The organism is Psychrobacter alimentarius, assembly GCF_001606025.1.
Lineage (GTDB): Bacteria > Pseudomonadota > Gammaproteobacteria > Pseudomonadales > Moraxellaceae > Psychrobacter > Psychrobacter alimentarius.
Genome location: NZ_CP014945.1, coordinates 2,795,488 through 2,816,401 on the forward strand (window position 1 = coordinate 2,795,488; position 20,914 = coordinate 2,816,401).

The following is a 20,914-nucleotide window of genomic DNA, read 5'->3' on the forward strand; positions in this document are numbered from 1 at the left end:
TCTGCTATAATAACTGACATATATCAATCACAGATTGTCTAACCTCATTTAGCAAACTATCTTGAAGGACCATTATGAGTAACACTCCAACTGCCGATGCCCTTGACGCTGAGCTACAAGCGTTGCAACCACAACATCTAGAGCTGGTCAATGAATCTATGAGTCATGCTGGTTATTTTGAAGGTAAAGAGAGTCACTTTAAGCTGACTGTGGTTAGTGAGGCTTTTGAAGGCAAACGTTTGGTTGCCCGCCATCAGTTAGTATATGAATTAGTGAATGCCCTTTTGACATCACAAGGTGGTAATGTACATGCCTTGGCTATCCATGCCTATACACCGACAGAGTGGCAAGGTCAGAGCCCTACTAGTCCATTATGCGCCGGACAAAACAAAGTTTAAAGAAAGCTTGAAAACGGTGTTTTAATCACATAGTCCTAAGACATTATAGCCACGCTTGAACACCATATTTTTAGAGGAAGTCCTATCCAATGAAACATTTACACATGCTCATGGCAGTACTGGCCATTGTGTTGTTTTTATATCAAAGCGCTTTGGTCTTGGGTGCCAACAGACAAGCGCCGCGAGCAATCAAGATTGCCAATCATATTGTCTATGCGCTCGTTATTGTCTCAGGGGCAGTCATGCTCATGCAGCTGATGAGTGTCAATGCACCCATACAGTGGGTGTTTGCCAAAATCGTTTTACTTATTGCGGCGATTAGCGCTAGTGTAAAAGCCTTTAACCCTCATGCTACCTCTGGTCAAAGAAAAACAGGCATTCTCATTGCTGCTGTGGCATATATCGGAATCGTGATATTAGCCTTTATCAAGCCTGAAAACTTATTTTGATAATCAAACAGTATTTTGAAAATGAGATAGTACAAAGCGGCACAAATCGTCACACTGATAGAATTGAAAACCACTGAGTAATCGATATATTCTCAATGTCTTAATCACATCATTTTTGCTGTCTTAACTGAATGCAACTACACATGAAGCCTAATGGAGGCGCTATGAAAACTCTTACTACAGGGGCATTACTGGCAATAGCTGGCGTTTTCGGTCTCTCAGGCTGTGCGTCTACAGGCAATGTCACGCCCCAATATGTACCACCTAGTACGTATCAAAATTATGATTGTCAAGCATTGAATCAAGAATACACTCGCGTCAATCGCTATGTAGCGGATGCAAACAATGAGCGCTCAACGCTATCGACGTCAGGTGTCGGTGTTGGGGTATCGGCGGGACGTTGGGGTATTTCACCCAATATCAGCTTTGGCGTTGGCAAAAGCAACGACACCAAAGCTCGCGATGTCAAACTATCAAGACTATATGGTGAGCGCGATGCAATCGTTCAATCTGCTCGTATTCAACGTTGTAGCTTTGCCAATGGCATTAAGATTTATGGTGAATAATTGCTATAATCATGTAGCCCTCTAGCGTCGTTTTTCCATAGGGTTTCAAACGCTATTAGCTATTATTACCGCAGAACCAATATATAAAAAGCCAATACAGTGATTGTGTATTGGCTTTTTTAATGGATACTGTCTACGCTCATAGTACTTATAGTATTCAGGCTTATAAGGATGAATGTAGCGCTAAGTCCTGAGACTGCGTACCCATTGGACGATTTGATCACTAGGCAGGGCACCTGACTGTCGTGCGACTTCTTTACCATGTTTAAAAGCAACCATGGTTGGCAAGCTACGAATATTATAAGGTGCGGCGGCTTGCTCATATTTATCGGTTTGTATTTTAGCAAAGACCACTTGCGGCAATTGGCTGGCAGCGGCTTTGAACTGCGGTGCCATCATAAGACAAGGTTGACACCAGCTTGCCCAAAAATCAACGATGGTCAGTACCTCATTTTTTTGAATAATCTTATTAACCGTTTGTGCATTCAACTCGTGAGGATTACCTGTCAGTAAGGGTTGACCACATTTACCACAATTTGGTGTTGCACTGAGTCTTGCCATAGGTACACGATTGGTTGCTTGGCAATGTGGACATACCAAATGCACGTTTTGTTCACTCATTGAGGGTTTCTCCTACAAATATAATGGCTATTGACTCCGAACGTCCTATCAAAGGGCGTTGAGTGGTACTTTTAGATAACGCACACCATTGGCTTCTGGATCTGGTAAGTGACCTGCATCAATATTGACTTGTACCGCTGGAATAATTAAGCGAGGCATCTCCAAAGTCGCATCGCGGCGCTCACGCATCTGCACAAACTCTGCTTCATTGATACCGTCTTTGACATGAATATTTCCCAGTTTTTGCGCAGCGACTGTGGTCGTCGGACAGTGCTTACGACCTGCACTTGGATAGTCATGACACAGATATATTATCGTATCATCTGGCAGTGCCAATAGTTTTTGGATGGATTGATATAGGGTTTTGGCATCACCGCCTGGAAAATCACAACGAGCCGTCCCTACGTCAGGAGCAAATAAAGTGTCTCCGACGAAGACCACAGTTTTTTCTTCATCAGCCGCTATATAAGCAGTATCAGCCTGTGTATGCCCAGGCACATGCATCACTGTGATGAGGATATCACCAACCTTCAATGTATCACCATCATTGGTCAAAATATCAAATTGGCTCGCATCGGTACGAAAACTGGTATCAAAATTAAAAATTTTCTTGAATGTTTTTTGCACTTCAGTGATATGCTGACCGATGACCAGTTGCCCACCGAGCGCCTCTTTGACATGCATGGCCGCTGATAAATGATCAGCATGGGCATGGGTCTCTATGATGTAGAGCAGCTCCCAACCTTGTTCACGCACAAAATCGATAACCTCATCCACACTTATGGAGCTGGTATGGCCTGACTTCGCATCGAAATCCAATACAGGATCGATAAGCGCACAAACTTGCTGCTGAGTATCCGCGAGTATATGAGTGTAGGTTTCTGTGTCACTATGTAAGAAAGAATGAACTTGCATGGCAGCCTCTTTACTTTTAAACGATATATTAATTTTTAAGAGCGTATTATGTATGATATGGGGTTTTAATCGAGATTATTTGCCCTACTCTTTTTCTTTACACAGACCAATATAACTTTTCTTTACACAGACCAATATAACTTTTCTTTACACAGACCAATATAACCATCAATAAACATTTTATCAATTTATATAATGTAAAAAACAATAACTTGCTGTCACACTGAATATCATTGATAATTCAATATATTTTATTCACAAATCTGACATTTATACTCTACATAAGGAGCTCACTCTGTCTACTTCTACTTCAGCATTGAGCAAATCCACTAATGGCACTAGTGATAACATACTGACCAACGCAGCAGATACCGTCCCTAAAGACCTCTCTGAACAAATGCGAAAGGCCTCGATGCAAGCCAGCCAATTACTAAAATCACTATCGCACCCTGATCGCTTATTGCTTTTATGTCAGCTGACGCAAGGTGAATTTTGTGTCAGTGAGCTTGAGAACTTAGTCGGTGTTGGTCAACCAAGCTTATCACAGCAACTGGGTATCTTACGTAAAGATGAGCTGGTCAAGACTCGCCGCGATGGTAAGCAGGTTTACTATAGCATCGCCAGTGATGATGCGTTTGCAGTGCTACAGTTATTATACGAACGCTTTTGTGCCAAAACAGCTGAATAGCTTGTTTACTTAAGGTTTGAACGTAATTCATTTTTTATTGTGATGACATATTATTATGCCTTCTATATTGGCTCGTCTGATTCCTGCTTGGTTGCGCCAGTACCAACCCTCTACCCTGCCAACTGATATTATCGCAGGCTTGGTGGTTGGCGTGTTGGTCATTCCCCAAAGCTTAGGTTATGCAGTACTGGCAGGATTGCCACCTGTTTATGGGCTGTATGCAGCAATCGTACCGGTGATTGTTTATGCTTGGATCGGCTCAAGTAGCGTTCAAGCAGTCGGGCCTGTTGCGATCACTGCTATTATGACTGCCAGTAGTTTGCACCCTTATGCATCACAAGGTGTTCAGCAATATGCACTCATGGCAAGTTTGCTATCATTGATGGTCGGTACGCTATTGTGGTTGGCAGGTCGGCTCAAGCTTGGCTGGATCATGCAATTCATCAGTCGCGGGGTATCTGCTGGTTTTATTAGTGGCGCTGCCGTATTGATTTTTATCAGTCAGTTAAAATACGTGACGGCTATTCCGATCGCAGGCAATGGCTTAATCGGTTATTTATCAAGTATGCAGATGTATGCGCGCCAGCTGCATCCGCTGACACTCTTAATCGGTGTGATCGCTTTTATGCTCTTGGTTGCCAATCGCTACGGTAGTAAATGGGTGTGGCAATCTTGGCTATCATCATCCTATGCCAAATGGGCCGAGCGCTTATTTCCACTTATCCTATTGGTCATTGCCATCGTCCTGAGCATCGGCCTGCATTGGTCCACAAAAGGCGTGGCGACTATTGGTAGTATTCCGCAAGGCCTCCCTACCTTTACTTTACCTTATGTACCAAACTTCGATGAAGTGCTCGATTTGCTACCTGGTGCGGGGCTGATGGCCTTGATTATCTTTGTTTCAAGCAGCTCGGTTGCCAACAACTATGCGCGTCTGCGCGGTGAGTCCTTTGATGCCAATCGCGAGCTGACTGGCTTAGGGCTGGCCAATATGGCAGGTGGATTTTTCCAAAGCTTTGCCGTCGCTGGCGGATTTTCGCGAACGGCCATCAATTCAGATTCAGGTGCCAAAACACCAGTGGCAAGTCTAGTGACAGTGCTAGTCATGATCGCCGCTTTGATTGCTTTTGGTAATGCATTGGCACCCCTGCCCTACGCTTTATTGGGCGCCACCATCATGGCTTCTATTATTAGTCTGATTGATGTGGCAACGTTGCAGGCTGCATGGCAACGTGATCGCCTAGATGCCGCAAGCTTTATGTCAGCATTCGTGGGAGTATTGATATTTGGTCTCAATACAGGTTTGGTCATCGGTCTTATGGTGTCTTTTGCAAGCTTAATTTGGCAATCAAGCAAGCCGCACGTTGCCATTGTTGGTCAATTGGCAGGGACTGGTCATTTTCGCAACATTAACCGCCATAACGTGGTGACCTTTAGCAACCTATTGATGTTACGTATCGATGAGAGTATATTTTTTGGTAATAGTGAGTCTGTCCATCACCGCGTCGTCCAAGCCACTCGCCAGTATCCAGACGCCCATGAGATTGTTCTGATTATGTCAGCGGTCAATCACATTGATCTGACAGGACAAGAGATGCTCATCAGCCTCAATAAAGAGCTACTGAGTCAAAATAAGCACCTGAATTTTAGTTTTATCAAAGGGCCTGTGATGGATATTATTGAAAATACCCCCATTATTACAGAGCTGTCAGGCCATGTGTATTTAAGTACTATGGATGCGGTGGATGCGCTTAAAGACATTTAAAATTTTTATAAACCTCATGTTGTTAAATTCTTAAGAATTATTATTGTCTGTGACAAAATACCGATATCATGCCAGCTGTGTTATGCTAAATCCTTATAAGCTTTAGACATAATGGACTTAAGAAAATCGTACTGAAAGATAGTAGCCAATAACCTTAGAAAATCGCTATTAGTTACCTCGTTCTTGAGTCAAATGCCTCTTCATATACGCGAATGACCTTACTTATGACTGACAATTTAACGATTTACAAGCAAATTTACCCAAGCCAATGTCTCAAAATTGCGGAACTTGGCTATCGCTCCGTGCTCAATATACGCCCTGATGCCGAAACAGAAACTCAGCCAAATAGCGTTGACTTTAGTCATGCCACTAAAGAAGCCAACTTGACTTATCATTATCTGCCCTTCGATGATGAGCGTCTGAGTATGGCCACTGTTGAGCAGTTTGCCGCGTTTTATCGTTCAATGCCAAAACCCATCTTGATGTTTTGTGGCACGGGTGCTCGCGCCAAATTACTGTATCAAAGCGCATTGATGCAAGGGTTACTATAATCACTCTATTTTAAAAAGCATACGGTTCTACTGAGGCAACTGTCCTTGTCGCCTCTGGCATTCTTGCAAGCAGCCAGCAACGATATTTATCTCTATAGAATATGATAATCGTACGTGCTGCTTTTATCTTGGATTGGATATAGAAAAGTTGAGTATAAAGGCTACGGTCACGGCTGAGACAATGTTGTCTGTTGTTTACGTTCTTTGCCTTTAGAAAATAACCCATTTCACTTATGCTTGGACATTGTGCTTTTATATCAACCTATCTCTTCCTACTATAGAAAATAATAAGGATCACTTATGAGTCATCAAGTCAGTTTTACTGGACAAATCACCCCAGACCAAGTACCGATGATCGCCGAAAATGGTTTTAAAACCATCATCAATAACCGTCCAGATGGTGAAGAGCCAAATCAACCGACCAGCGCTGAGATTGAAGCGGCTGCTAAAGAAGCTGGCCTTGCTTATAAAGAGATTTCTTTTGCGGGTAATGAGCTTAATCAAACCCACGTTGAAGCATTTGCAGACTTTTTTAACCAAGCCGAGCAGCCCATGCTTATCTTTTGCCGCACAGGTAATCGCTCAAATGGTATCTATGCAGCCGCTAAGCAAATGGATTTGTTAGACGACTAATATAGTACTAAAAAACATATCATCGCTAAAAAACGCCCGTCCAGATTTTGGATGGGCGCTTTTTTATACTTAAAATAGTATTACGATCTTTTATTAATAGATATCTTTCAATGGATAATTATCAGGCTGTATGTAGCCTTTGTCTTTTCGATACTTGAGATAATAAACACTGTCTTTATAATTTTTACCTTTGTTATAGCCATTAATCGTTAATTTTAGAGGGTAAAACCCGTTAACTGTTTTACTAGTATCAATTGCTAAGTCAGCACTTCTATCATTACAACGACGCTGCCCTTGACCGCCACAACTGTCTGAGCCATCGCTATTAAAACCTGCTCTAATCCAATTCTCCATTATACCGCGACCTTTTGGCGTCAATATGACAAAGCTTGTGCTGGTATAACCTTGATGCGTATCGCTATGCTCATTCATAAAGCCCCACGTACTAGGGGCGAACTGCTTTAAATCCCAGCCACCTAACCCATAACCAGAACTTCCTGCATTCATATAAGGATTGGCCGACTCAACTTGCCAACCTTCATTTTTAGGCTTTAAAACAAACATACCAACTAAGCCACTACTAGCATGACCGTGTAAAACTTTTTCACCATTCTCATCAAAGCTGACATCACCTGTAATCAATATATATAAGCGCTTGCCCTCATCAGTATCTATCACTTTCTGCCTATCAATATCGATACAATAACCCGCCATATATGGCTCATTCGTTACGCCATTTACTGAACCTGACGGTGCAATCACACCATGACACTGTAACGCTTCGTTATAAAGCGGATAGTAAGGCTTTAAGACATCCATCACGCTATCAGCAGCAATTGTATGAGTGGCAAAGCCTAATGATCCAAAACTAAAAAGCAATCTTAAACTGATTGTTGATCTACATAATTTAGCGTACGCCATACATACCTCAATTGAATAACATCAGTGTAATGGATAGTTTTTAGGCGCTTGATAGCCCTTTTTTAGCTCGTAGTTTATTTTGTAGACCTGATTTTTATAGGTCTTTTTTTCCGTTCCTTTATGGTTATATTCATAGCCATTAACCGTTATTTCCAATGGGTAAAAACCATTAACAACTATCGTCTTATCGATGCCAAGTTTCGCTTTAATCCATGCACAGTAATCTATATTCTTATCTTTACTACAACCCGATGGTGCGAATGGATTGTTTTCCATGGTCACTTTTGCCGTAATATGACTGTCTGTCACCTTTTTTGACTCAGCGTCTGGTGCTAACAATATATATTCAGAAAACGAAGCACTACCATGGGAGTCGCTATGAATATTGATAAAACCCCACAAATTAGGAGCGATCTTTATGAGCTTCCAATCTTTTAAGCCCTGACCAGAGCTGCCTGCATTCATCGCAGGCTTGGCATATTCCACTTCCCAGCTATCACCTTTTGGCTTTAAAACAAACATGCCGACCAGTCCAGTGTCAGCATGAGAACCAGAATCATTTCCGCCTTCTTCATGAAATGATACATCTCCAATAACTAATATATATAAACGTTTGCCTTGCTTCGTTTGTACTTGCAATTGCCTATCCACTTTAATGCAGTATCCACTTTTTAGGTAGACACCTTCATCAATTGTAGAGCCATTATTAGCAATAATACCTCGGCACTGTTTAATCTCATTGTAGATAGGATAGTATTTATCTAGAATTTCATTAACGCTCTTTGCTGAGGCAATATTTGATAAGCTTACAAATGCTATCGTACCAATAGCACTTAAGATTATTTTCAATAATGTAGGATTTGTCATGCTTTCTCTTATTTTAATGGGTCAACTTTCACGTCTATCAATAATCCAACTCATCTAGCTTTCTGAGCCTATAGGATAGCTAGCAGGAATTTGATAACCTTTACCTTTTTTATAATAAAAGCGATAGCGTGAATTTTTATAAACCTTATTATCTTTTCGACCGTTAACGGTAAATCTTAAAGGATAAAAACCATCAACAACCTTACTCGTATCAATCGGCTGGAGTTTGGCTTTAATATCATCGCAGACCTGTTTTATCGCATCGTTACAAAGATCAGTATAAGCACTATAGTTACTGTTACTGATGGTGCTTTTTATAATATTTTGCCCATTAGGCGTTAATATAACCAAACGGGTTTCTGTATAACCTAAATACTCATAACCATCCTCATTTACAAAGCCCCAGGTGTTGGGAGCAAAGCGCATCAACTTCCAATCACGTAGTCCCATACCTTGTGGACCCGCACTCATAATAGGACTTGCCGATTCTACTTCCCAGTCGTTGCCATTTGGCTTTAAAACAAACATACCTACCAAGCCTGGATAAAAGAGGGCATCATTAACGTCTATCAGTCCATCATCGTGCTCACCAAACTTAATATCGCCAGTGACTAATATATAAAGTCGTTTGCCTCTATCGGTATCGACCATAACTTGACGATCTATCTCAACACAATAACCAGCTTTGTTATCACTATTAGAGAAAACACCATAAGAATGTGAATCAACTATCACACTTTGGCAATGAAGTTTCTTATTATCATGCGGATAATAAGGTTTTAAGGTATTAGCTATAAGGCTTTTGTTCGATATAGGGGTATTGGTTTTAGGTATGTTCGCGAATGCGTGGCTACCAAAAAACATATAACCAATAGTGGCTACTAATGTTAGGTACTTTAAAGTCAATTTTTTCAGATAAGGCAAAACAGGCTCCTTTCACTATCCTTTTATCATTAATCAGTTTATCTATAGTTCAGACAATAAATTTTACTAAACATACGTTAACTAATATAGTTTGACAAGTAGTAAATCATTTTGCGAAGAAGAACACTTGTTTCCTAAAATCAATACCACATTTATCGTAGCCTCCAAACAAGTTTGACGGCATACTACAATGCTACTCTCTCAAAAATATAGGATGCGACTGTGCAAAAACCACTATTGATCATCGGTAATAAAAACTACTCCTCTTGGTCATTGCGAGCATGGCTACTCTTAAAAGTCTTTGAGATTGAGTTTGAGGAGCAGCCCATCGAGCTGTTTGATTCGTCAGCCTCGCCCATACTTAACGAGCATGCGCCAACGGGTAAAGTACCCGTACTCGTCTGCGGTCAAGGCGATCAAAAAGTCACCGTTTGGGACACGTTAGCGATTGCCATTTATGCCAATAGTTTTTTGACAGACACAGACATTTGGACAGGAAACCTTAAATCTGAGGTAAATAAGGGCGACAATCGTCATAGAATAGATAGCGCTTACTGCCAAAGTATCGTGGCAGAGATGCATTCAGGGATGACAGGTATTCGTAATGAGATGCCAATGAATATCCGAGCGACAGCTAAGATACAACCAAGCAGCGCTTGCTTAGCAGATATCGCCCGTATTGAAGCCATCTTTGCTGATTGCTTAAAAAACCGCTCATCAGACAGCTACCTATTTGGATGTTTTACGGTTGCCGATGCTTTTTTTGCCCCTGTGGTTCTACGTTTACAAACCTACGCCAAAGCTTCTGGATTAACGTTACAACCAACGACTCAGCAGTATTGTCAGATGATGATAAACAACCCGCACATGGACACTTGGATCAAAACTGCTTTAAAAGAGACGCGGATTATTACAGAAGACGAGACAGGTAAGATCATTTCACTGGCTGGCGTATTAGCGAATTAACCTTGTAAAAACACCATAAATTATGAGATATAGTCGCTCCAATATAAAATAAATACAGTGCTGCCAACGTCATATTTTCTTGCTTGCTGTGCCTTTAGGCAGAGGCTACGAACACATATCGTTGGCAGTCCATTATCATTGTTGTGCCTTTTTTATTTAGGATTAAAGATAGCAAAATGGACTACTGCGACAGTCTTAGTATTAGAAGACCCTTCTTGTCGTATGTTATTGTGTTTTGTAGCCCCTAAAGAACCTATAGGTAGCCGCTAAAAAATATCGTCACAAGGAATGTGAGTGATGTAAAAATCGTCCTAGCTTGAGTGTCATTTTACAAGGAATGTTTTATGGATAACACTGCCCTCGCTTTACTTCCACTGGCACTTGCCTACATTATGTTTACCTTAGGTACAGGATTAAAACCCAGTGACTTCAAGGTAATCGCTAGTCATCCCAAAGCGTTTTTTGTGGGTTTAGTCAATCAAGTGATATTCGTGCCACTGGTGGCATTGGCGGTAGTGCTGGTCATGGTGCCACCACCTGCCATGGCTTTTGGCATTATGTTAATCAGTTTTTGCCCAGGCGGTGTCACCAGCAATATTCTCACCTATTATGCCAAAGGTAATGTGGCGTTATCGGTTGCACTCACAGGCGTGGTCAGTTTGTTATCAGTCGTGACGTTGCCCATCTTTATCACCTTAGCCTTTGACCACTTTATGCAAGATCAAGCAGGCTCCATCAGCGCTGTAAAAATTGGATTAGTAATGTTTTTGTTGACGACATTACCTGTTACGCTGGGTATGCTCGCTCGTTATAAGTTCACTAACTTTATGATACGTAGAAGCGGTATTCTAAACGGCTTAGCCAGTATCTTCTTTGTTTTAATTGTTTTTGCTGCTATTGCCTCTAACTGGGCGTTGCTACAGTCGCAGCTTACCAATATTGGCGTAGAGCTTATATTGATTATTATGGGGTTGTTCGTCTTGAGTATTTTGACCTCTCAGTTATTTAAGCTGAGCTGGTTTGATACCAAAACCATCTCCATAGAAACCAGTATTCAGAACAGCACGACAGCCATTACTCTAGCGCCGATTATTATGGGTACAGCAGCGGGGCTACCAGCCATTGCCCTACCAGCCGCTGTGTATGGGGTTTTGATGTACGTGGTAGCATTACCCGTTATTGCTTTAATTCGAAACAAGAGCGGATAATCGTACAAAAAAACCACCTCAATTTGAGGTGGCTTCTTCATCTGAAACTACATAACTTACTGCATAACCAAATATTCAAACGCTGACAGTGCCGCTTTACTACCTTCACCCATTGCAATATTGATTTGCTTAAATGGTACGGTTGTCACATCACCACAAGCAAAAATACCTTTACGATCGGTGCGGCAGCGCTCATCAATCTCAATTTCACCAAAACGGTTTAAATCGACAAAACCTTTGATAAACCCAGTGTTTGGCACTAAACCAATCTGTACAAACACGCCTGATAAATCACGCTCATGAGTTTCACCCGTGCTGCGATCTTGATAAACGATAGAAGACACTTTACCGTCAGTCGCTTTGATCTCTTGGGTCGCGGCACCAGTGATAAATTCGATATTAGATTTTTCTTTGGCTTTATTAATCAATACTTGATCCGCTTTTAACTCATCAGCAAACTCTAGCACGGTGACATGCTTGACGATACCAGCCAAATCTAATGCAGCCTCAACACCTGAGTTACCACCGCCAATGACTGAGATGTCTTTGCCTTTAAAGAATGGACCATCACAGTGAGCACAAAACGCCACGCCTTTACCGATGTTTTCTTCTTCACCCGGTACACCAAGCTTGCGCCACTGGGCACCTGTCGCTAAGATAATACTACGCGTTTCAAACGACTCACCAGTATTTAGGTTGATGCTGTAGTTTTCTTCTTCCGTCTCGCCGATATCTTTGACACTCACATGCTCTTTTAGCGTGATGTTGTATTCAGATAAATGCTTGACGAAATTGGTCGATAAGTCAGTACCATTGGTCAAAGGCACAGAGATCAGGTTTTCGATATCTTGCGTGTCTTTAACCTGCCCACCGATACGATCAGCGACCATTGTAACTTTAAGACCTTTACGTGCTGTGTAAATGGCTGCTGCAACGCCTGCAGGACCAGCACCGATGATAGTGACATCTTGCTGTTCCAATTGCTCAGCATCGTCTTCGACGTCTGCCAACAAATCTGGGAACTGTTCTTGTAGTTTTCCGATTAATTTAGCCGTGTCGATCAAACCATTGGCAAACGGTTTTCCGTTTAAAAATACCGCTGGTACACCTTGGATTTTGTTCGCTTCTACTTGTTCTTGGAACAATGCACCATCAATCATCTCGTTGCTGATGTCGTCATTGAGTAACGCAAACTGATTCAAGGCTTGCACCACTTCAGGACAGCTGTGGCAAGACAATGATACATATGTCTGAAACTGCAATGGCTTATTAAAACGCTTAACTAATTTTTGGATACCTTCATCCAACTTTAAGGTGTGACCGCCAGCTTGCAAGATTGCCAAAATCAATGACGTAAATTCATGCCCACCAGGAATACCGCTAAATACGATACCTGTATCAGCCGATTCTCCATCAATGTGACTGACTACTTTGAAACTAATTGCGCTCGACAAACTATCGTCAGTCGCTTCTGCATCGAAGTTAATTTTGTCAGTCGTACCTGCAATTTTGGTTAAAAAATCAATCAATTCAGCACGCTTGTTATGTTCGCCACTACCCAATACAAAGGTAATAGGACGAGTCATGTTTTCGCTATAGCTCTTTACGGCATCTAATAATGCTTGATCTATCATGTTTGTTCCTTATTATTACTGGATATGTAACGGCAACTGTCTTGTTGCGTACTTAAATGTTAATCAGTTATTGTGAGTCATTGTATTTAAAACAGTTTGGGCAACGGTGTAATGCCCTTTGATGTCCCTATTATCATAGGTTCTGGCAGTATGAGCAAGCTGAGAAACCCAAACCTTATGTTTTATAAAACCAATCATAAATCAAATTATATAATTAAATATAAACCTAAAGACGATTTATTACCGTAGTATCAATGGTGTTTTTTCGCTACAATCGAATGAGGGTAGTGAGAAAACTTCTCACTACCCCTATGGCAAATTGGCTTTTGTATTTGTGCTTTAAAAGTTTTTTTGCTGGCATTGAGTCAGATAGTTTTCTGTTTCAATACTATTTAAGTCTTAGAATCTTAACCATACTGCGCGATCGCCTGTCGCAAATTTGCGCCTCATAATAAGGATGACCAGATGAGAAAGACGGAAACATTTCAAGACAATAAAGAGATCATTGCTGAACTTAAGCAAAAAGACAGCCATTTTGCGAGTATTTTTGATGAGCATACTGAGCTTGATCAGCAAATCAACCAGCTTGAAAAAGATGTGGTACAGCATGCCAGTCGCGAAGAAGAAATAGAACATATGAAGCGACGAAAATTGCATCTTAAAGATGAAATTTACAGAGTGATTGAGAAAAACAAACCACACGCTTTGAGCGAGTGATCCACGTCTATTTTCTTAAGACGTTAGCCTATTGTTATAATAAATCTAGTGTTACAAACCATATTTAGCCCATTAAAAAAGGCTCTATCATCGCTGATAGAGCCTTTACTATATTCAGTGATTATCTTTATAAAATAACTGCTCTTTATAAGATAATTATTTGAATATTAGATTTTACCAACAAGATCAAGACTTGGCTTCAAAGTGTCGCCACCTTGTTCCCAAGCTGCTGGACAAACTTCACCATCGTTCTCACGAACGTATTGTGCTGCTTTTACTTTACGTAGCATGTCTTTTGCACTACGGCCGATACCGCCTGCATGGATTTCAGCTACTTGGATCAGGCCATCAGGATCAACTAAGAACGTACCGCGCTCAGCCAAACCTGCTTCTTCGATCATGACGTTGAAGCCACGAGTAATTTTACCAGTAGGATCGCCAATCATTGGGTAATTTACTTTGCCGATCGCTTCTGAAGAATCATGCCATGCTTTGTGCGTAAAATGCGTGTCAGTCGATACTGAGTATACTTCTACGCCCAAACCTTTTAGCTCGTCGTAATGAGCGGCCATATCTTCTAGCTCAGTTGGGCAAACAAAAGTGAAATCAGCTGGGTAAAATAGGAAAATTGCCCAGTTGCCTTTTACGTCTTCTGAAGTGATGGTTTTGAATTCACCATTTACATACGCATCTGCTGAAAATTCTGGGATTTCTTGATTGATAATAGACGCCATGATTGGCTCCTTTATTGTTAAGTTAAGTGGAACATATTTATCTGGTTTTTCTATTAAGCCTTCTACGTTCTGGGCTACCTGACAAACTATACGCGAATTCTATCGTTAATCCAGTTAAAACTTTTTAATGTGATGTTTTGTTTTATTAAACTTGTTAAACTATTCTCTCTACTTTTATTCTCAGTTTACTATAGGTAAGTGACAATTTTATTAAGAACATTAATAACCGATGATGTCGAATAATTGTCTTGAACCGCTGTACCGAGTCGATCAACATCATAAACTACACCGAAAGCCCATTAATAGAAGAGGTCTTATGATTACTTTACGTCAACTTGAATTCGCTCTAGCCGTGGCCAAACACCGACATTTCAAACGTGCCGCAGAGGACTGCAATATCTCACAGTCTGCGCTGAGCTTAGGTATTGCAGAGTTAGAGAAACAACTGGATACGCAGATTTTTGAGCGTAACAACAAGCAAGTATTGATTACCCCAATCGGCGAAGATATTTTAGCGCGAGCTCAGCGGGTATTTTCTGAAGTGAACGATTTGACCACACGAGCACACAGTCATCAGTCTGCGCTTGCTTACCCCATGACAGTTGGTATTATCCCCACCATTGCCCCTTATTTATTGCCCAAAGTATTGCCTGCTCTACGAAAACACTATCCAGAGTTTCGCATGAGTATCGTTGAGCAGCAAACAGAGCGCCTGCTCGAGCAGGTGCGTTATGGTCATATTGATACCGCTATCATTGCGTTGCCGTATGCAGTAGACGGACTACACAGCTTTGAGTTTTGGAGCGAAGATTTCTTTGCTGTTTTTCCAAAAAACGACGTGCATGCTAAGCTTGATACTATTAATTCTGATGAGCTGGCCACTGCCAATCTGATGCTATTGGGTGAAGGGCATTGCCTAACTGATCAAACGCTGTCCGTCTGCCACTTCGACCGCACACAAATGAAGTCCAGTTTTTCGGATGCCAGTCTCAACACTCTTATCCAGATGGCTCTTGCTAATATGGGAACAACATTGGTGCCTGAGATGGCGCTGGATCAGCTCAATTTACAAGATCAGAACGCCGTAGCAGTACCACTGGCAGAAGAAGGACCACATCGTCACATTGCCTTTGTGACCCGTCTAAACTATGCCCGTGTCGATGATGTCAATCTACTTGGCAAGCTATTTAAACAAGCGTTTGAAGATGCGGCTCAGAGCGGATCGAAAGATGCTGATAAATATAGTTGATCCTAAATAAAAAAGGTACAACCATAATAAGGCATTGCCCGCAATATATTTTCGTAGCCTCTGTCTGCGGAGGCGCAGCAAGCAAGAAAATAGACGCTGGCAGCCCTGTATGTATTTTATATTGGATTGACCATAACGACGATAGATAAATAATCAAGGTGATTATGAGAGATTTGTCACAGATGAATTCTGAGCTTGGCAATCGTTTTTCGCAGCATCTATTTGCGCTCAATAGCGATATTACGCCAGCAGAGTCACGCACTCTGTGGCTCGATATTGCTGCGCATTACAATGAGATTCAGCGTGCTTATCATAGCTTACGTCATATCCAGCAGCTGTTTTTTCAATTTGAACACATTCGCCAGCATTTTCACCAGCCTCATATCATTGCGTTGGCTTTGTATTATCATGATGTGATATACAATCCGATGCGCTCAGACAACGAGCTAAAAAGCGCTGAGTATATGTCAGATAAACTGGTCCATTATTTGAATGACCAGCAATGCCAACATATCTACGACTTGATTATGATGACGGCGACTCACCAATTAACTGAGTTGGCAGATAAGGATAACCGCAGTGATGCCGCTTATTTTCTGGACATGGATTTAAGCATATTAGGCATGCCTTGGCCTGAGTATGAGCACTATGCACAAGCCATCCGTCAAGAGTATGCGCATGTACCTATGGCAGATTATAAAACGGGTCGCACGCAGGTATTACAGACCTTGTTGGCACACTCGCGCTTGTATCTCACTGAGCATTATCAGCAGCTAGAGACGCAGGCTCGCGCAAACATAGAACATGAAATCAACCTTTTACGCGCATCTTGATAAACAACTCACTCCCCTGCCGTGCTGAGTGCGAGTTATGACTGGGCGCCATGATATCAATCTCAAAGTGACTCTCAAAACGCTGTTGATACTCCGCTTTTGTGCCGCCAAACGGCGGCTCATCTCGCCCAAACACTTTATCAAATAACAGACCTACTAGTTTGCCATTAGGCTTGAGTAGCGCTGCCATCTGCTTGACATACTCGTCACGGCGCGACGGATCAATCGCACAAAAAAACGTCTGTTCAAGTACCCAATCAAACTGATGGTCCTCAGCTGACAAAGTAAAAAAATCGGCACAAATCAGATTTTTGGTGGGAAACTTAGGATAGCGCTGAGCAAATGCCGCAATCGGTGCTGGCGCAAAATCAACCAAGGTCACGTCAGTAAAGCCTTGCTCATGCAAGTAACCAACTTCATAAGCATTGCCTGCACCCGCTACTAAAATGGCTTGGTCTTTAGCCGATTCAGGCAATTGGTCGATATAAGCTTTGAGCGGCGGTGACACCTCACCCATGTCCCAGCCGATACTGTCTTGTTCATAACGCTGCTGCCAAAATTTGGCTTCACTGACCTGTTCCATTTGACTTCCTTGTCTTGTTTAATCTAACTGTCCCGTTTTACCTGCCAATATATTATGCCAGCGCTGGTAATCTGGCATCGCTGTCGCCACCGCTTGCCAAAAGGTAGGGCTATGATTCGCCTGATGAAAATGGCATAACTCATGGACAATAACGTACTCGGTGCATTCAAGCGGATAAGCTGGCAAGTAGGTAGACAGCCAAATTCGCCGCGCTCTTGTGTTACAACTGCCCCAGCGTGTGTGCATTTTTTTTAGGCGTATTTCATTGGCAGTAGCGCCAACGACTGGCTGCCATTTTTCAAACAAGCTTGGCATAACATCAGCGAGCTGCTGCCGATAATACGCCATTTTTTCATCGTGGTTTAGTACAAAAGGTTGCGTGCAACCCCACAACAACAGCGGACTGTCATTATTTGAATTTTCATTTAACGTATCTGGTGAACGGTGTTGTTTGCGTTTGTATTGCTCTAATACTTGCGCATGATTGGCAATCGCCCAGGGCACACGCTTAGCGATTGCTTGTTCAATTTGTGCAGTGCTAATCACTCTCGGTACAGAGACCGTCAAGGTGTGTGGCTTAAGACGAAAATTGATGTTTTTGACGTGCTTTTTGGTCACGTGTAACTCGATACCTGCTTGGGCAAGACGCGCTTTGGCATCTGTTAATATCGAGGTCTTGTCCTGTAACATCATCTTTTCCTTAGTTAAGCTGCTCTTGCCGTACTTGTCACAGTCTCGTTTATCACAGTCTCGTCTGCTATAGTGAGCTCAGTATAAAAGTCATATAGCGAGACTGGAATCGGCTTTTGCAGCCTCTGTCTGCGCAGGCACAACACGCAAGAAACATTTATACCAGTGCCGCGTTGCAATATCATGGTTCTGTTTTATTTAGAATCGACTCTATAGTAACGCTTGCAAATGGTTATCAAAAGACATGCTATGTTGCAGTCTATCTGCCTGTACATGCGCTTTATCCTCACTCAAACTTTCATGATTAAAATCAATGTTATTTAAGTTTGATAAAGCCGTTGATCCGTGATTCACGCGCAATGTGGTTAATTGACCTTGTCCATCACTGACAATAAAGCCTGACTTTTTATGCTGATTGTTTGACCTGTCAGCTATGTTTGCGCTATCCGCGATAACGGCAGCGCCAGCACAATCTGGCAAACGGATGGTGTCGATCAAAGCATAAGTGTTTAAATCAAAGAGTGCGGCACATCCGCCAATCGGCGTGGTCACACATAATTGATTGCGCGCGCTGTCCACTGCAACACTGGCAATGTATTGATGAAAGCGTTGCCACTGATTGTGCGGCATACGTAAAGGACAAAAGTCAGTATCGCCGCGTTTATGCGTCAGTACCAGTGGCACGTTAATGTGCTTATCGCCTTGGAACTGAATGCCAATCATCACCGTACCATTATCGTGCATCGCCAAATGACGTATACTCATTTGATTGTGTTCAGGCTCGACTTGCTCAAGCAACGAGCCATCATAACGGTCGAGATACACCAACGATGGACGCATGGTATCTAGATTCAGCTCCTCACGTGAGGCTTGCTCAGTTTTGATACCGCCATTGGCAATGACCAGTGTTTTGCCATCTGGATGCATGATTAACTCGTGTGGCCCAATGCCATGCGAGTCAAATTCTGCGATTTTCTTATAATTTTCATAGGCGTCATAAAGACCGATTTTACCATTTAAACTTACCGTGTCATTCTCGGTCACATAGAGCCACTTACCATCGAGACTATAGCAAGCGTGACCATAAAAATGGCGATTGTCTAAAGCATTGATAGTGGCTTTTACTTGGCCTGTCGCGGCCTCTAATACCCAGAATTTCTCACTAGGACGACGACCCATTACCACGACATCACGGCTTTGAGCTGTGTTGCTAAGCCTGTCTTGGGCATCAATTATTGGCTGCACCACAATATCATGGACACGTTCAGGCATGGTGGTTTGCCAAACGATTTGCCTATCTGCATCAATACCAACAACGCCAAAATCGTTGACATCGTTAGCTTGGGCATCGTATTTGTCTTGCAGCACTGTATTATTCTTTGGCATCGAAGCGACACCGCTGACCCAGCAGACAGGGCGCGACAGTATGGTAGTGATATGTGTTGTGCTAATGTCAGAGCTAACCACCCTATTGTCGCCACTATTATCCGCTAGCGAGTCATGATAGTAAGCACGTTGCCATGCTATCGTTGCCTGCTGACAAGCGTTGCCCAAACGCTTTAGTTGCCACCTAGATACTGACGGCAATACACCAAACTGTGAGCGTAGCCCCGTCACATAATCTTGCACGCTTGCGTCCAGTTGGCGCTGCTTACGATAGCAATGATGTATACCGACCAGTGCGCCCGTGCCTATTAGGGTCAATGCTGAGGTTACCAGTAGCTCATGCGCCAGCTGCTTCGTGACTTCTCTTACTTGACTATTGCCCAATTCAGATGACTGATTGGTCGTTTCGAGCAGAGGTGGCGCAGGCTTTGCGTCGATAATCTGCATGGGTTAATCGCCATCAGTACTGTTGAAGCCAACCCGGATACCGAGCGCCGGAATCAATTGACGCTTAATCAAGCGAGTAATGGTCGTCATATGATTCAGTAGCTCTTGCTGGGTAGCCTTATCAGCAGTGGCCAAATCTTCTGGCATCTGCGCCAATAGTGTCGTTGTGTCAGCAAGCGCAGTCGATAGATTATCCGCCACTTTATTTTTATCGTTACCGCCCAAAATCGCCGTTAATACAGGATCTGTTATGGTGTCATTCAACGCCGCCAATTTGGCATTGATGATGGCACGGCTTTGCCCAGCGGTCGCAGCAGGCAGATGACCTTTGGCTTTCCCTGTCAAGCCTAATGGCTGCTCAATAGCATTTGATTTCATGGTCTCAACTAAGGACAGCAAAGCATTAAACCATTGGTTCAACCCTTGATCGCTTTCAGCGGTTTTATCCATTGCCAATAATTGGGTTGCGTTTTGCTGCCAGTTTTTCTCAATATCCTTTAGACGTGTACTCAAAGCACTGCTGGCACTTATCACATAAGCGCATTGACCGGCATCTAAACGCTCATTGGCATACAAGGCTTCTTCCAACCCTGGTACGCCTTGAACGATAGCACTTTCATCAGCAAGCTGCTCAGCCGTCAATTCTGGATTGGCAGCGATGAGCTCAGCGACGCCACTATGTACCAATCCACGCTCATCCGGATAATAGTTGACATACAGATTGCTCATGCTATCGGTTGCCGGACCAAAATTCACCATCTCAGCCCGTGCCCAAGCTTGCGCCAATACCAACCATTGCTCACGCAATTCTTGTAGCTTCTCGCCGCTTACTGGTGCTTGTTGGCAATGCTTTTGCGCCAGATCATGCAGCACATCGCTTTGCTTGGCTGCATCCGCATACGCTGGAATGACGATATCGTTTGCCACATGCATTAAGTAGGTTTTTTCAGTATCAGCGCTGATACTTACAGCAGTAATTTTAGTGGCATTTTCAGTCGCCTCTTCTTCTGCACTGGCAGGAGCAGCACTATCTTGTGCAACCTTTTGGCTACTGTTATCGGGTGCTTTATTTTCGTCAGTAGGCTTTACGCAGCTGATAAGGAGTCCAGCGCTTAGGGCAGATAAGGCCATTGCTAAAGCATGGTTTATTTTCATACAGTTCTCGTTTA

General features: G+C 42.6%; 23 protein-coding genes. 12 read left to right on the top strand and 11 right to left on the bottom strand.

Features of this window, described 5'->3' with window-relative positions; genetic code table 11:
• Nucleotides 1–74 precede the first annotated feature (74 nt).
• From A3K91_RS11545 to A3K91_RS11555, 3 genes are all read left to right on the top strand, one after another.
• Complete coding sequence (locus tag A3K91_RS11545; protein ID WP_062845394.1) at nucleotides 75–398, top strand: BolA family protein; 324 nt, start codon at nucleotides 75–77, stop codon at nucleotides 396–398.
• A gap of 89 nt (nucleotides 399–487) precedes the next feature.
• Entirely contained in the window at nucleotides 488–847 is a 360-nt protein-coding gene (locus tag A3K91_RS11550; RefSeq protein ID WP_062845395.1) for a SirB2 family protein, read from the top strand.
• A 164-nt stretch (nucleotides 848–1,011) separates the two neighbouring features.
• On the top strand, nucleotides 1,012–1,413 hold the full coding sequence (locus A3K91_RS11555) for a hypothetical protein (protein ID WP_062845396.1): 402 nt from the start codon (nucleotides 1,012–1,014) through the stop codon (nucleotides 1,411–1,413).
• Nucleotides 1,414–1,596: 183 nt separating this feature from the next.
• Here A3K91_RS11555 and trxC read toward each other — a convergent pair whose 3' ends face one another.
• Both trxC and A3K91_RS11565 read right to left on the bottom strand, forming a co-directional pair.
• A complete protein-coding gene (trxC, locus tag A3K91_RS11560; RefSeq protein WP_062845397.1) occupies nucleotides 1,597–2,034 on the bottom strand; it encodes a thioredoxin TrxC in 438 nt (145 codons plus the stop codon).
• A 48-nt stretch (nucleotides 2,035–2,082) separates the two neighbouring features.
• A complete protein-coding gene (locus A3K91_RS11565; protein WP_062845398.1) occupies nucleotides 2,083–2,949 on the bottom strand; it encodes an MBL fold metallo-hydrolase in 867 nt (288 codons plus the stop codon).
• A 397-nt stretch (nucleotides 2,950–3,346) separates the two neighbouring features.
• Here A3K91_RS11565 and A3K91_RS11570 point away from each other — a divergent pair, with 397 nt between their 5' ends.
• The 4 genes from A3K91_RS11570 to A3K91_RS11585 all read left to right on the top strand — a co-directional run bounded on the left by A3K91_RS11570 (nucleotide 3,347) and on the right by A3K91_RS11585 (nucleotide 6,586).
• The gene (locus tag A3K91_RS11570) at nucleotides 3,347–3,637 is read left to right on the top strand and encodes an ArsR/SmtB family transcription factor (protein ID WP_062846005.1); all 291 of its coding nucleotides are present in this window, start codon (nucleotides 3,347–3,349) and stop codon (nucleotides 3,635–3,637) included.
• Nucleotides 3,638–3,692: 55 nt separating this feature from the next.
• Nucleotides 3,693–5,402: a SulP family inorganic anion transporter gene (locus tag A3K91_RS11575; RefSeq protein WP_062845399.1), complete on the top strand. Its 1,710-nt coding sequence runs from the start codon at nucleotides 3,693–3,695 to the stop codon at nucleotides 5,400–5,402.
• A 224-nt stretch (nucleotides 5,403–5,626) separates the two neighbouring features.
• Nucleotides 5,627–5,953, top strand: a complete 327-nt coding sequence (locus A3K91_RS11580; RefSeq protein WP_062845400.1) for a protein tyrosine phosphatase family protein — start codon at nucleotides 5,627–5,629, stop codon at nucleotides 5,951–5,953.
• Between the two features lie 300 nt (nucleotides 5,954–6,253).
• On the top strand, nucleotides 6,254–6,586 hold the full coding sequence (locus tag A3K91_RS11585; RefSeq protein ID WP_062845401.1) for a protein tyrosine phosphatase family protein: 333 nt from the start codon (nucleotides 6,254–6,256) through the stop codon (nucleotides 6,584–6,586).
• A 93-nt stretch (nucleotides 6,587–6,679) separates the two neighbouring features.
• Here A3K91_RS11585 and A3K91_RS11590 read toward each other — a convergent pair whose 3' ends face one another.
• The 3 genes from A3K91_RS11590 to A3K91_RS11600 are packed head-to-tail and all read right to left on the bottom strand — an operon-like array spanning nucleotide 6,680 to nucleotide 9,298.
• Nucleotides 6,680–7,507, bottom strand: coding sequence for a hypothetical protein (locus A3K91_RS11590; RefSeq protein WP_062845402.1), 828 nt, complete (start codon nucleotides 7,505–7,507; stop codon nucleotides 6,680–6,682).
• A 21-nt stretch (nucleotides 7,508–7,528) separates the two neighbouring features.
• On the bottom strand, nucleotides 7,529–8,374 hold the full coding sequence (locus tag A3K91_RS11595; protein ID WP_062845403.1) for a hypothetical protein: 846 nt from the start codon (nucleotides 8,372–8,374) through the stop codon (nucleotides 7,529–7,531).
• 54 nt (nucleotides 8,375–8,428) lie between these two features.
• Nucleotides 8,429–9,298 (bottom strand): hypothetical protein, encoded by an 870-nt coding sequence (locus tag A3K91_RS11600; protein ID WP_062845404.1) that lies wholly within the window; start codon nucleotides 9,296–9,298, stop codon nucleotides 8,429–8,431.
• Nucleotides 9,299–9,520: 222 nt separating this feature from the next.
• Between A3K91_RS11600 and A3K91_RS11605 the strand changes: the two genes are divergently transcribed.
• Both A3K91_RS11605 and A3K91_RS11610 read left to right on the top strand, forming a co-directional pair.
• Nucleotides 9,521–10,264 carry a glutathione S-transferase family protein gene (locus tag A3K91_RS11605; RefSeq protein ID WP_062845405.1) on the top strand — a complete coding sequence of 248 codons (744 nt, stop codon included), beginning with the start codon at nucleotides 9,521–9,523 and terminating at the stop codon, nucleotides 10,262–10,264.
• Between the two features lie 344 nt (nucleotides 10,265–10,608).
• Complete coding sequence (locus A3K91_RS11610; RefSeq protein WP_062845406.1) at nucleotides 10,609–11,472, top strand: bile acid:sodium symporter family protein; 864 nt, start codon at nucleotides 10,609–10,611, stop codon at nucleotides 11,470–11,472.
• Nucleotides 11,473–11,528: 56 nt separating this feature from the next.
• Here the strand turns inward: A3K91_RS11610 and ahpF are convergent, their stop codons facing one another.
• The gene (gene ahpF / locus A3K91_RS11615; RefSeq protein WP_062845407.1) at nucleotides 11,529–13,106 is read right to left on the bottom strand and encodes an alkyl hydroperoxide reductase subunit F; all 1,578 of its coding nucleotides are present in this window, start codon (nucleotides 13,104–13,106) and stop codon (nucleotides 11,529–11,531) included.
• A 465-nt stretch (nucleotides 13,107–13,571) separates the two neighbouring features.
• On the opposite strand from ahpF, the gene A3K91_RS11620 reads away from it, so the two are divergent.
• Nucleotides 13,572–13,823, top strand: a complete 252-nt coding sequence (locus A3K91_RS11620) for an HP1242/YdcH family protein (RefSeq protein WP_062845408.1) — start codon at nucleotides 13,572–13,574, stop codon at nucleotides 13,821–13,823.
• Nucleotides 13,824–13,990: 167 nt separating this feature from the next.
• Here A3K91_RS11620 and ahpC read toward each other — a convergent pair whose 3' ends face one another.
• Entirely contained in the window at nucleotides 13,991–14,557 is a 567-nt protein-coding gene (gene ahpC / locus A3K91_RS11625) for an alkyl hydroperoxide reductase subunit C (protein WP_062845409.1), read from the bottom strand.
• A gap of 316 nt (nucleotides 14,558–14,873) precedes the next feature.
• Here ahpC and A3K91_RS11630 point away from each other — a divergent pair, with 316 nt between their 5' ends.
• Nucleotides 14,874–15,806, top strand: coding sequence for a hydrogen peroxide-inducible genes activator (locus tag A3K91_RS11630; RefSeq protein ID WP_062845410.1), 933 nt, complete (start codon nucleotides 14,874–14,876; stop codon nucleotides 15,804–15,806).
• 164 nt (nucleotides 15,807–15,970) lie between these two features.
• Nucleotides 15,971–16,639, top strand: a complete 669-nt coding sequence (locus tag A3K91_RS11635; RefSeq protein WP_062845411.1) for an HD domain-containing protein — start codon at nucleotides 15,971–15,973, stop codon at nucleotides 16,637–16,639.
• Here the strand turns inward: A3K91_RS11635 and A3K91_RS11640 are convergent.
• From A3K91_RS11640 to A3K91_RS11655, 4 genes are all read right to left on the bottom strand, one after another.
• Nucleotides 16,617–17,222: a methyltransferase domain-containing protein gene (locus A3K91_RS11640; protein ID WP_062845412.1), complete on the bottom strand. Its 606-nt coding sequence runs from the start codon at nucleotides 17,220–17,222 to the stop codon at nucleotides 16,617–16,619. The genes A3K91_RS11635 and A3K91_RS11640 overlap by 23 nt on opposite strands.
• An 18-nt stretch (nucleotides 17,223–17,240) precedes the next feature.
• Nucleotides 17,241–17,912 carry a M48 family metallopeptidase gene (locus tag A3K91_RS11645; protein ID WP_084387346.1) on the bottom strand — a complete coding sequence of 224 codons (672 nt, stop codon included), beginning with the start codon at nucleotides 17,910–17,912 and terminating at the stop codon, nucleotides 17,241–17,243.
• A 210-nt stretch (nucleotides 17,913–18,122) separates the two neighbouring features.
• Complete coding sequence (locus A3K91_RS11650; RefSeq protein WP_062845414.1) at nucleotides 18,123–19,745, bottom strand: DUF1513 domain-containing protein; 1,623 nt, start codon at nucleotides 19,743–19,745, stop codon at nucleotides 18,123–18,125.
• Nucleotides 19,746–19,748: 3 nt separating this feature from the next.
• Entirely contained in the window at nucleotides 19,749–20,900 is a 1,152-nt protein-coding gene (locus A3K91_RS11655) for an imelysin family protein (RefSeq protein ID WP_062845415.1), read from the bottom strand.
• Nucleotides 20,901–20,914 lie beyond the last annotated feature (14 nt).

Excerpts from the sequence above, each read along its gene's own strand:
- A3K91_RS11545 (WP_062845394.1), top strand. The coding sequence starts at position 75 with ATGAGTAACACTCCAACTGCCGATGCCCTTGACGCTGAGCTACAAGCG.
- A3K91_RS11550 (WP_062845395.1), top strand. The coding sequence starts at position 488 with ATGAAACATTTACACATGCTCATGGCAGTACTGGCCATTGTGTTGTTT.
- A3K91_RS11555 (WP_062845396.1), top strand. The coding sequence starts at position 1,012 with ATGAAAACTCTTACTACAGGGGCATTACTGGCAATAGCTGGCGTTTTC.
- trxC (WP_062845397.1), bottom strand. The coding sequence starts at position 2,034 with ATGAGTGAACAAAACGTGCATTTGGTATGTCCACATTGCCAAGCAACC.
- A3K91_RS11565 (WP_062845398.1), bottom strand. The coding sequence starts at position 2,949 with ATGCAAGTTCATTCTTTCTTACATAGTGACACAGAAACCTACACTCAT.
- A3K91_RS11570 (WP_062846005.1), top strand. The coding sequence starts at position 3,347 with ATGCGAAAGGCCTCGATGCAAGCCAGCCAATTACTAAAATCACTATCG.
- A3K91_RS11575 (WP_062845399.1), top strand. The coding sequence starts at position 3,693 with ATGCCTTCTATATTGGCTCGTCTGATTCCTGCTTGGTTGCGCCAGTAC.
- A3K91_RS11580 (WP_062845400.1), top strand. The coding sequence starts at position 5,627 with ATGACTGACAATTTAACGATTTACAAGCAAATTTACCCAAGCCAATGT.
- A3K91_RS11585 (WP_062845401.1), top strand. The coding sequence starts at position 6,254 with ATGAGTCATCAAGTCAGTTTTACTGGACAAATCACCCCAGACCAAGTA.
- A3K91_RS11590 (WP_062845402.1), bottom strand. The coding sequence starts at position 7,507 with ATGGCGTACGCTAAATTATGTAGATCAACAATCAGTTTAAGATTGCTT.
- A3K91_RS11595 (WP_062845403.1), bottom strand. The coding sequence starts at position 8,374 with ATGACAAATCCTACATTATTGAAAATAATCTTAAGTGCTATTGGTACG.
- A3K91_RS11610 (WP_062845406.1), top strand. The coding sequence starts at position 10,609 with ATGGATAACACTGCCCTCGCTTTACTTCCACTGGCACTTGCCTACATT.
- ahpF (WP_062845407.1), bottom strand. The coding sequence starts at position 13,106 with ATGATAGATCAAGCATTATTAGATGCCGTAAAGAGCTATAGCGAAAAC.
- A3K91_RS11620 (WP_062845408.1), top strand. The coding sequence starts at position 13,572 with ATGAGAAAGACGGAAACATTTCAAGACAATAAAGAGATCATTGCTGAA.
- ahpC (WP_062845409.1), bottom strand. The coding sequence starts at position 14,557 with ATGGCGTCTATTATCAATCAAGAAATCCCAGAATTTTCAGCAGATGCG.
- A3K91_RS11630 (WP_062845410.1), top strand. The coding sequence starts at position 14,874 with ATGATTACTTTACGTCAACTTGAATTCGCTCTAGCCGTGGCCAAACAC.
- A3K91_RS11635 (WP_062845411.1), top strand. The coding sequence starts at position 15,971 with ATGAGAGATTTGTCACAGATGAATTCTGAGCTTGGCAATCGTTTTTCG.
- A3K91_RS11640 (WP_062845412.1), bottom strand. The coding sequence starts at position 17,222 with ATGGAACAGGTCAGTGAAGCCAAATTTTGGCAGCAGCGTTATGAACAA.
- A3K91_RS11645 (WP_084387346.1), bottom strand. The coding sequence starts at position 17,912 with ATGTTACAGGACAAGACCTCGATATTAACAGATGCCAAAGCGCGTCTT.
- A3K91_RS11650 (WP_062845414.1), bottom strand. The coding sequence starts at position 19,745 with ATGCAGATTATCGACGCAAAGCCTGCGCCACCTCTGCTCGAAACGACC.
- A3K91_RS11655 (WP_062845415.1), bottom strand. The coding sequence starts at position 20,900 with ATGAAAATAAACCATGCTTTAGCAATGGCCTTATCTGCCCTAAGCGCT.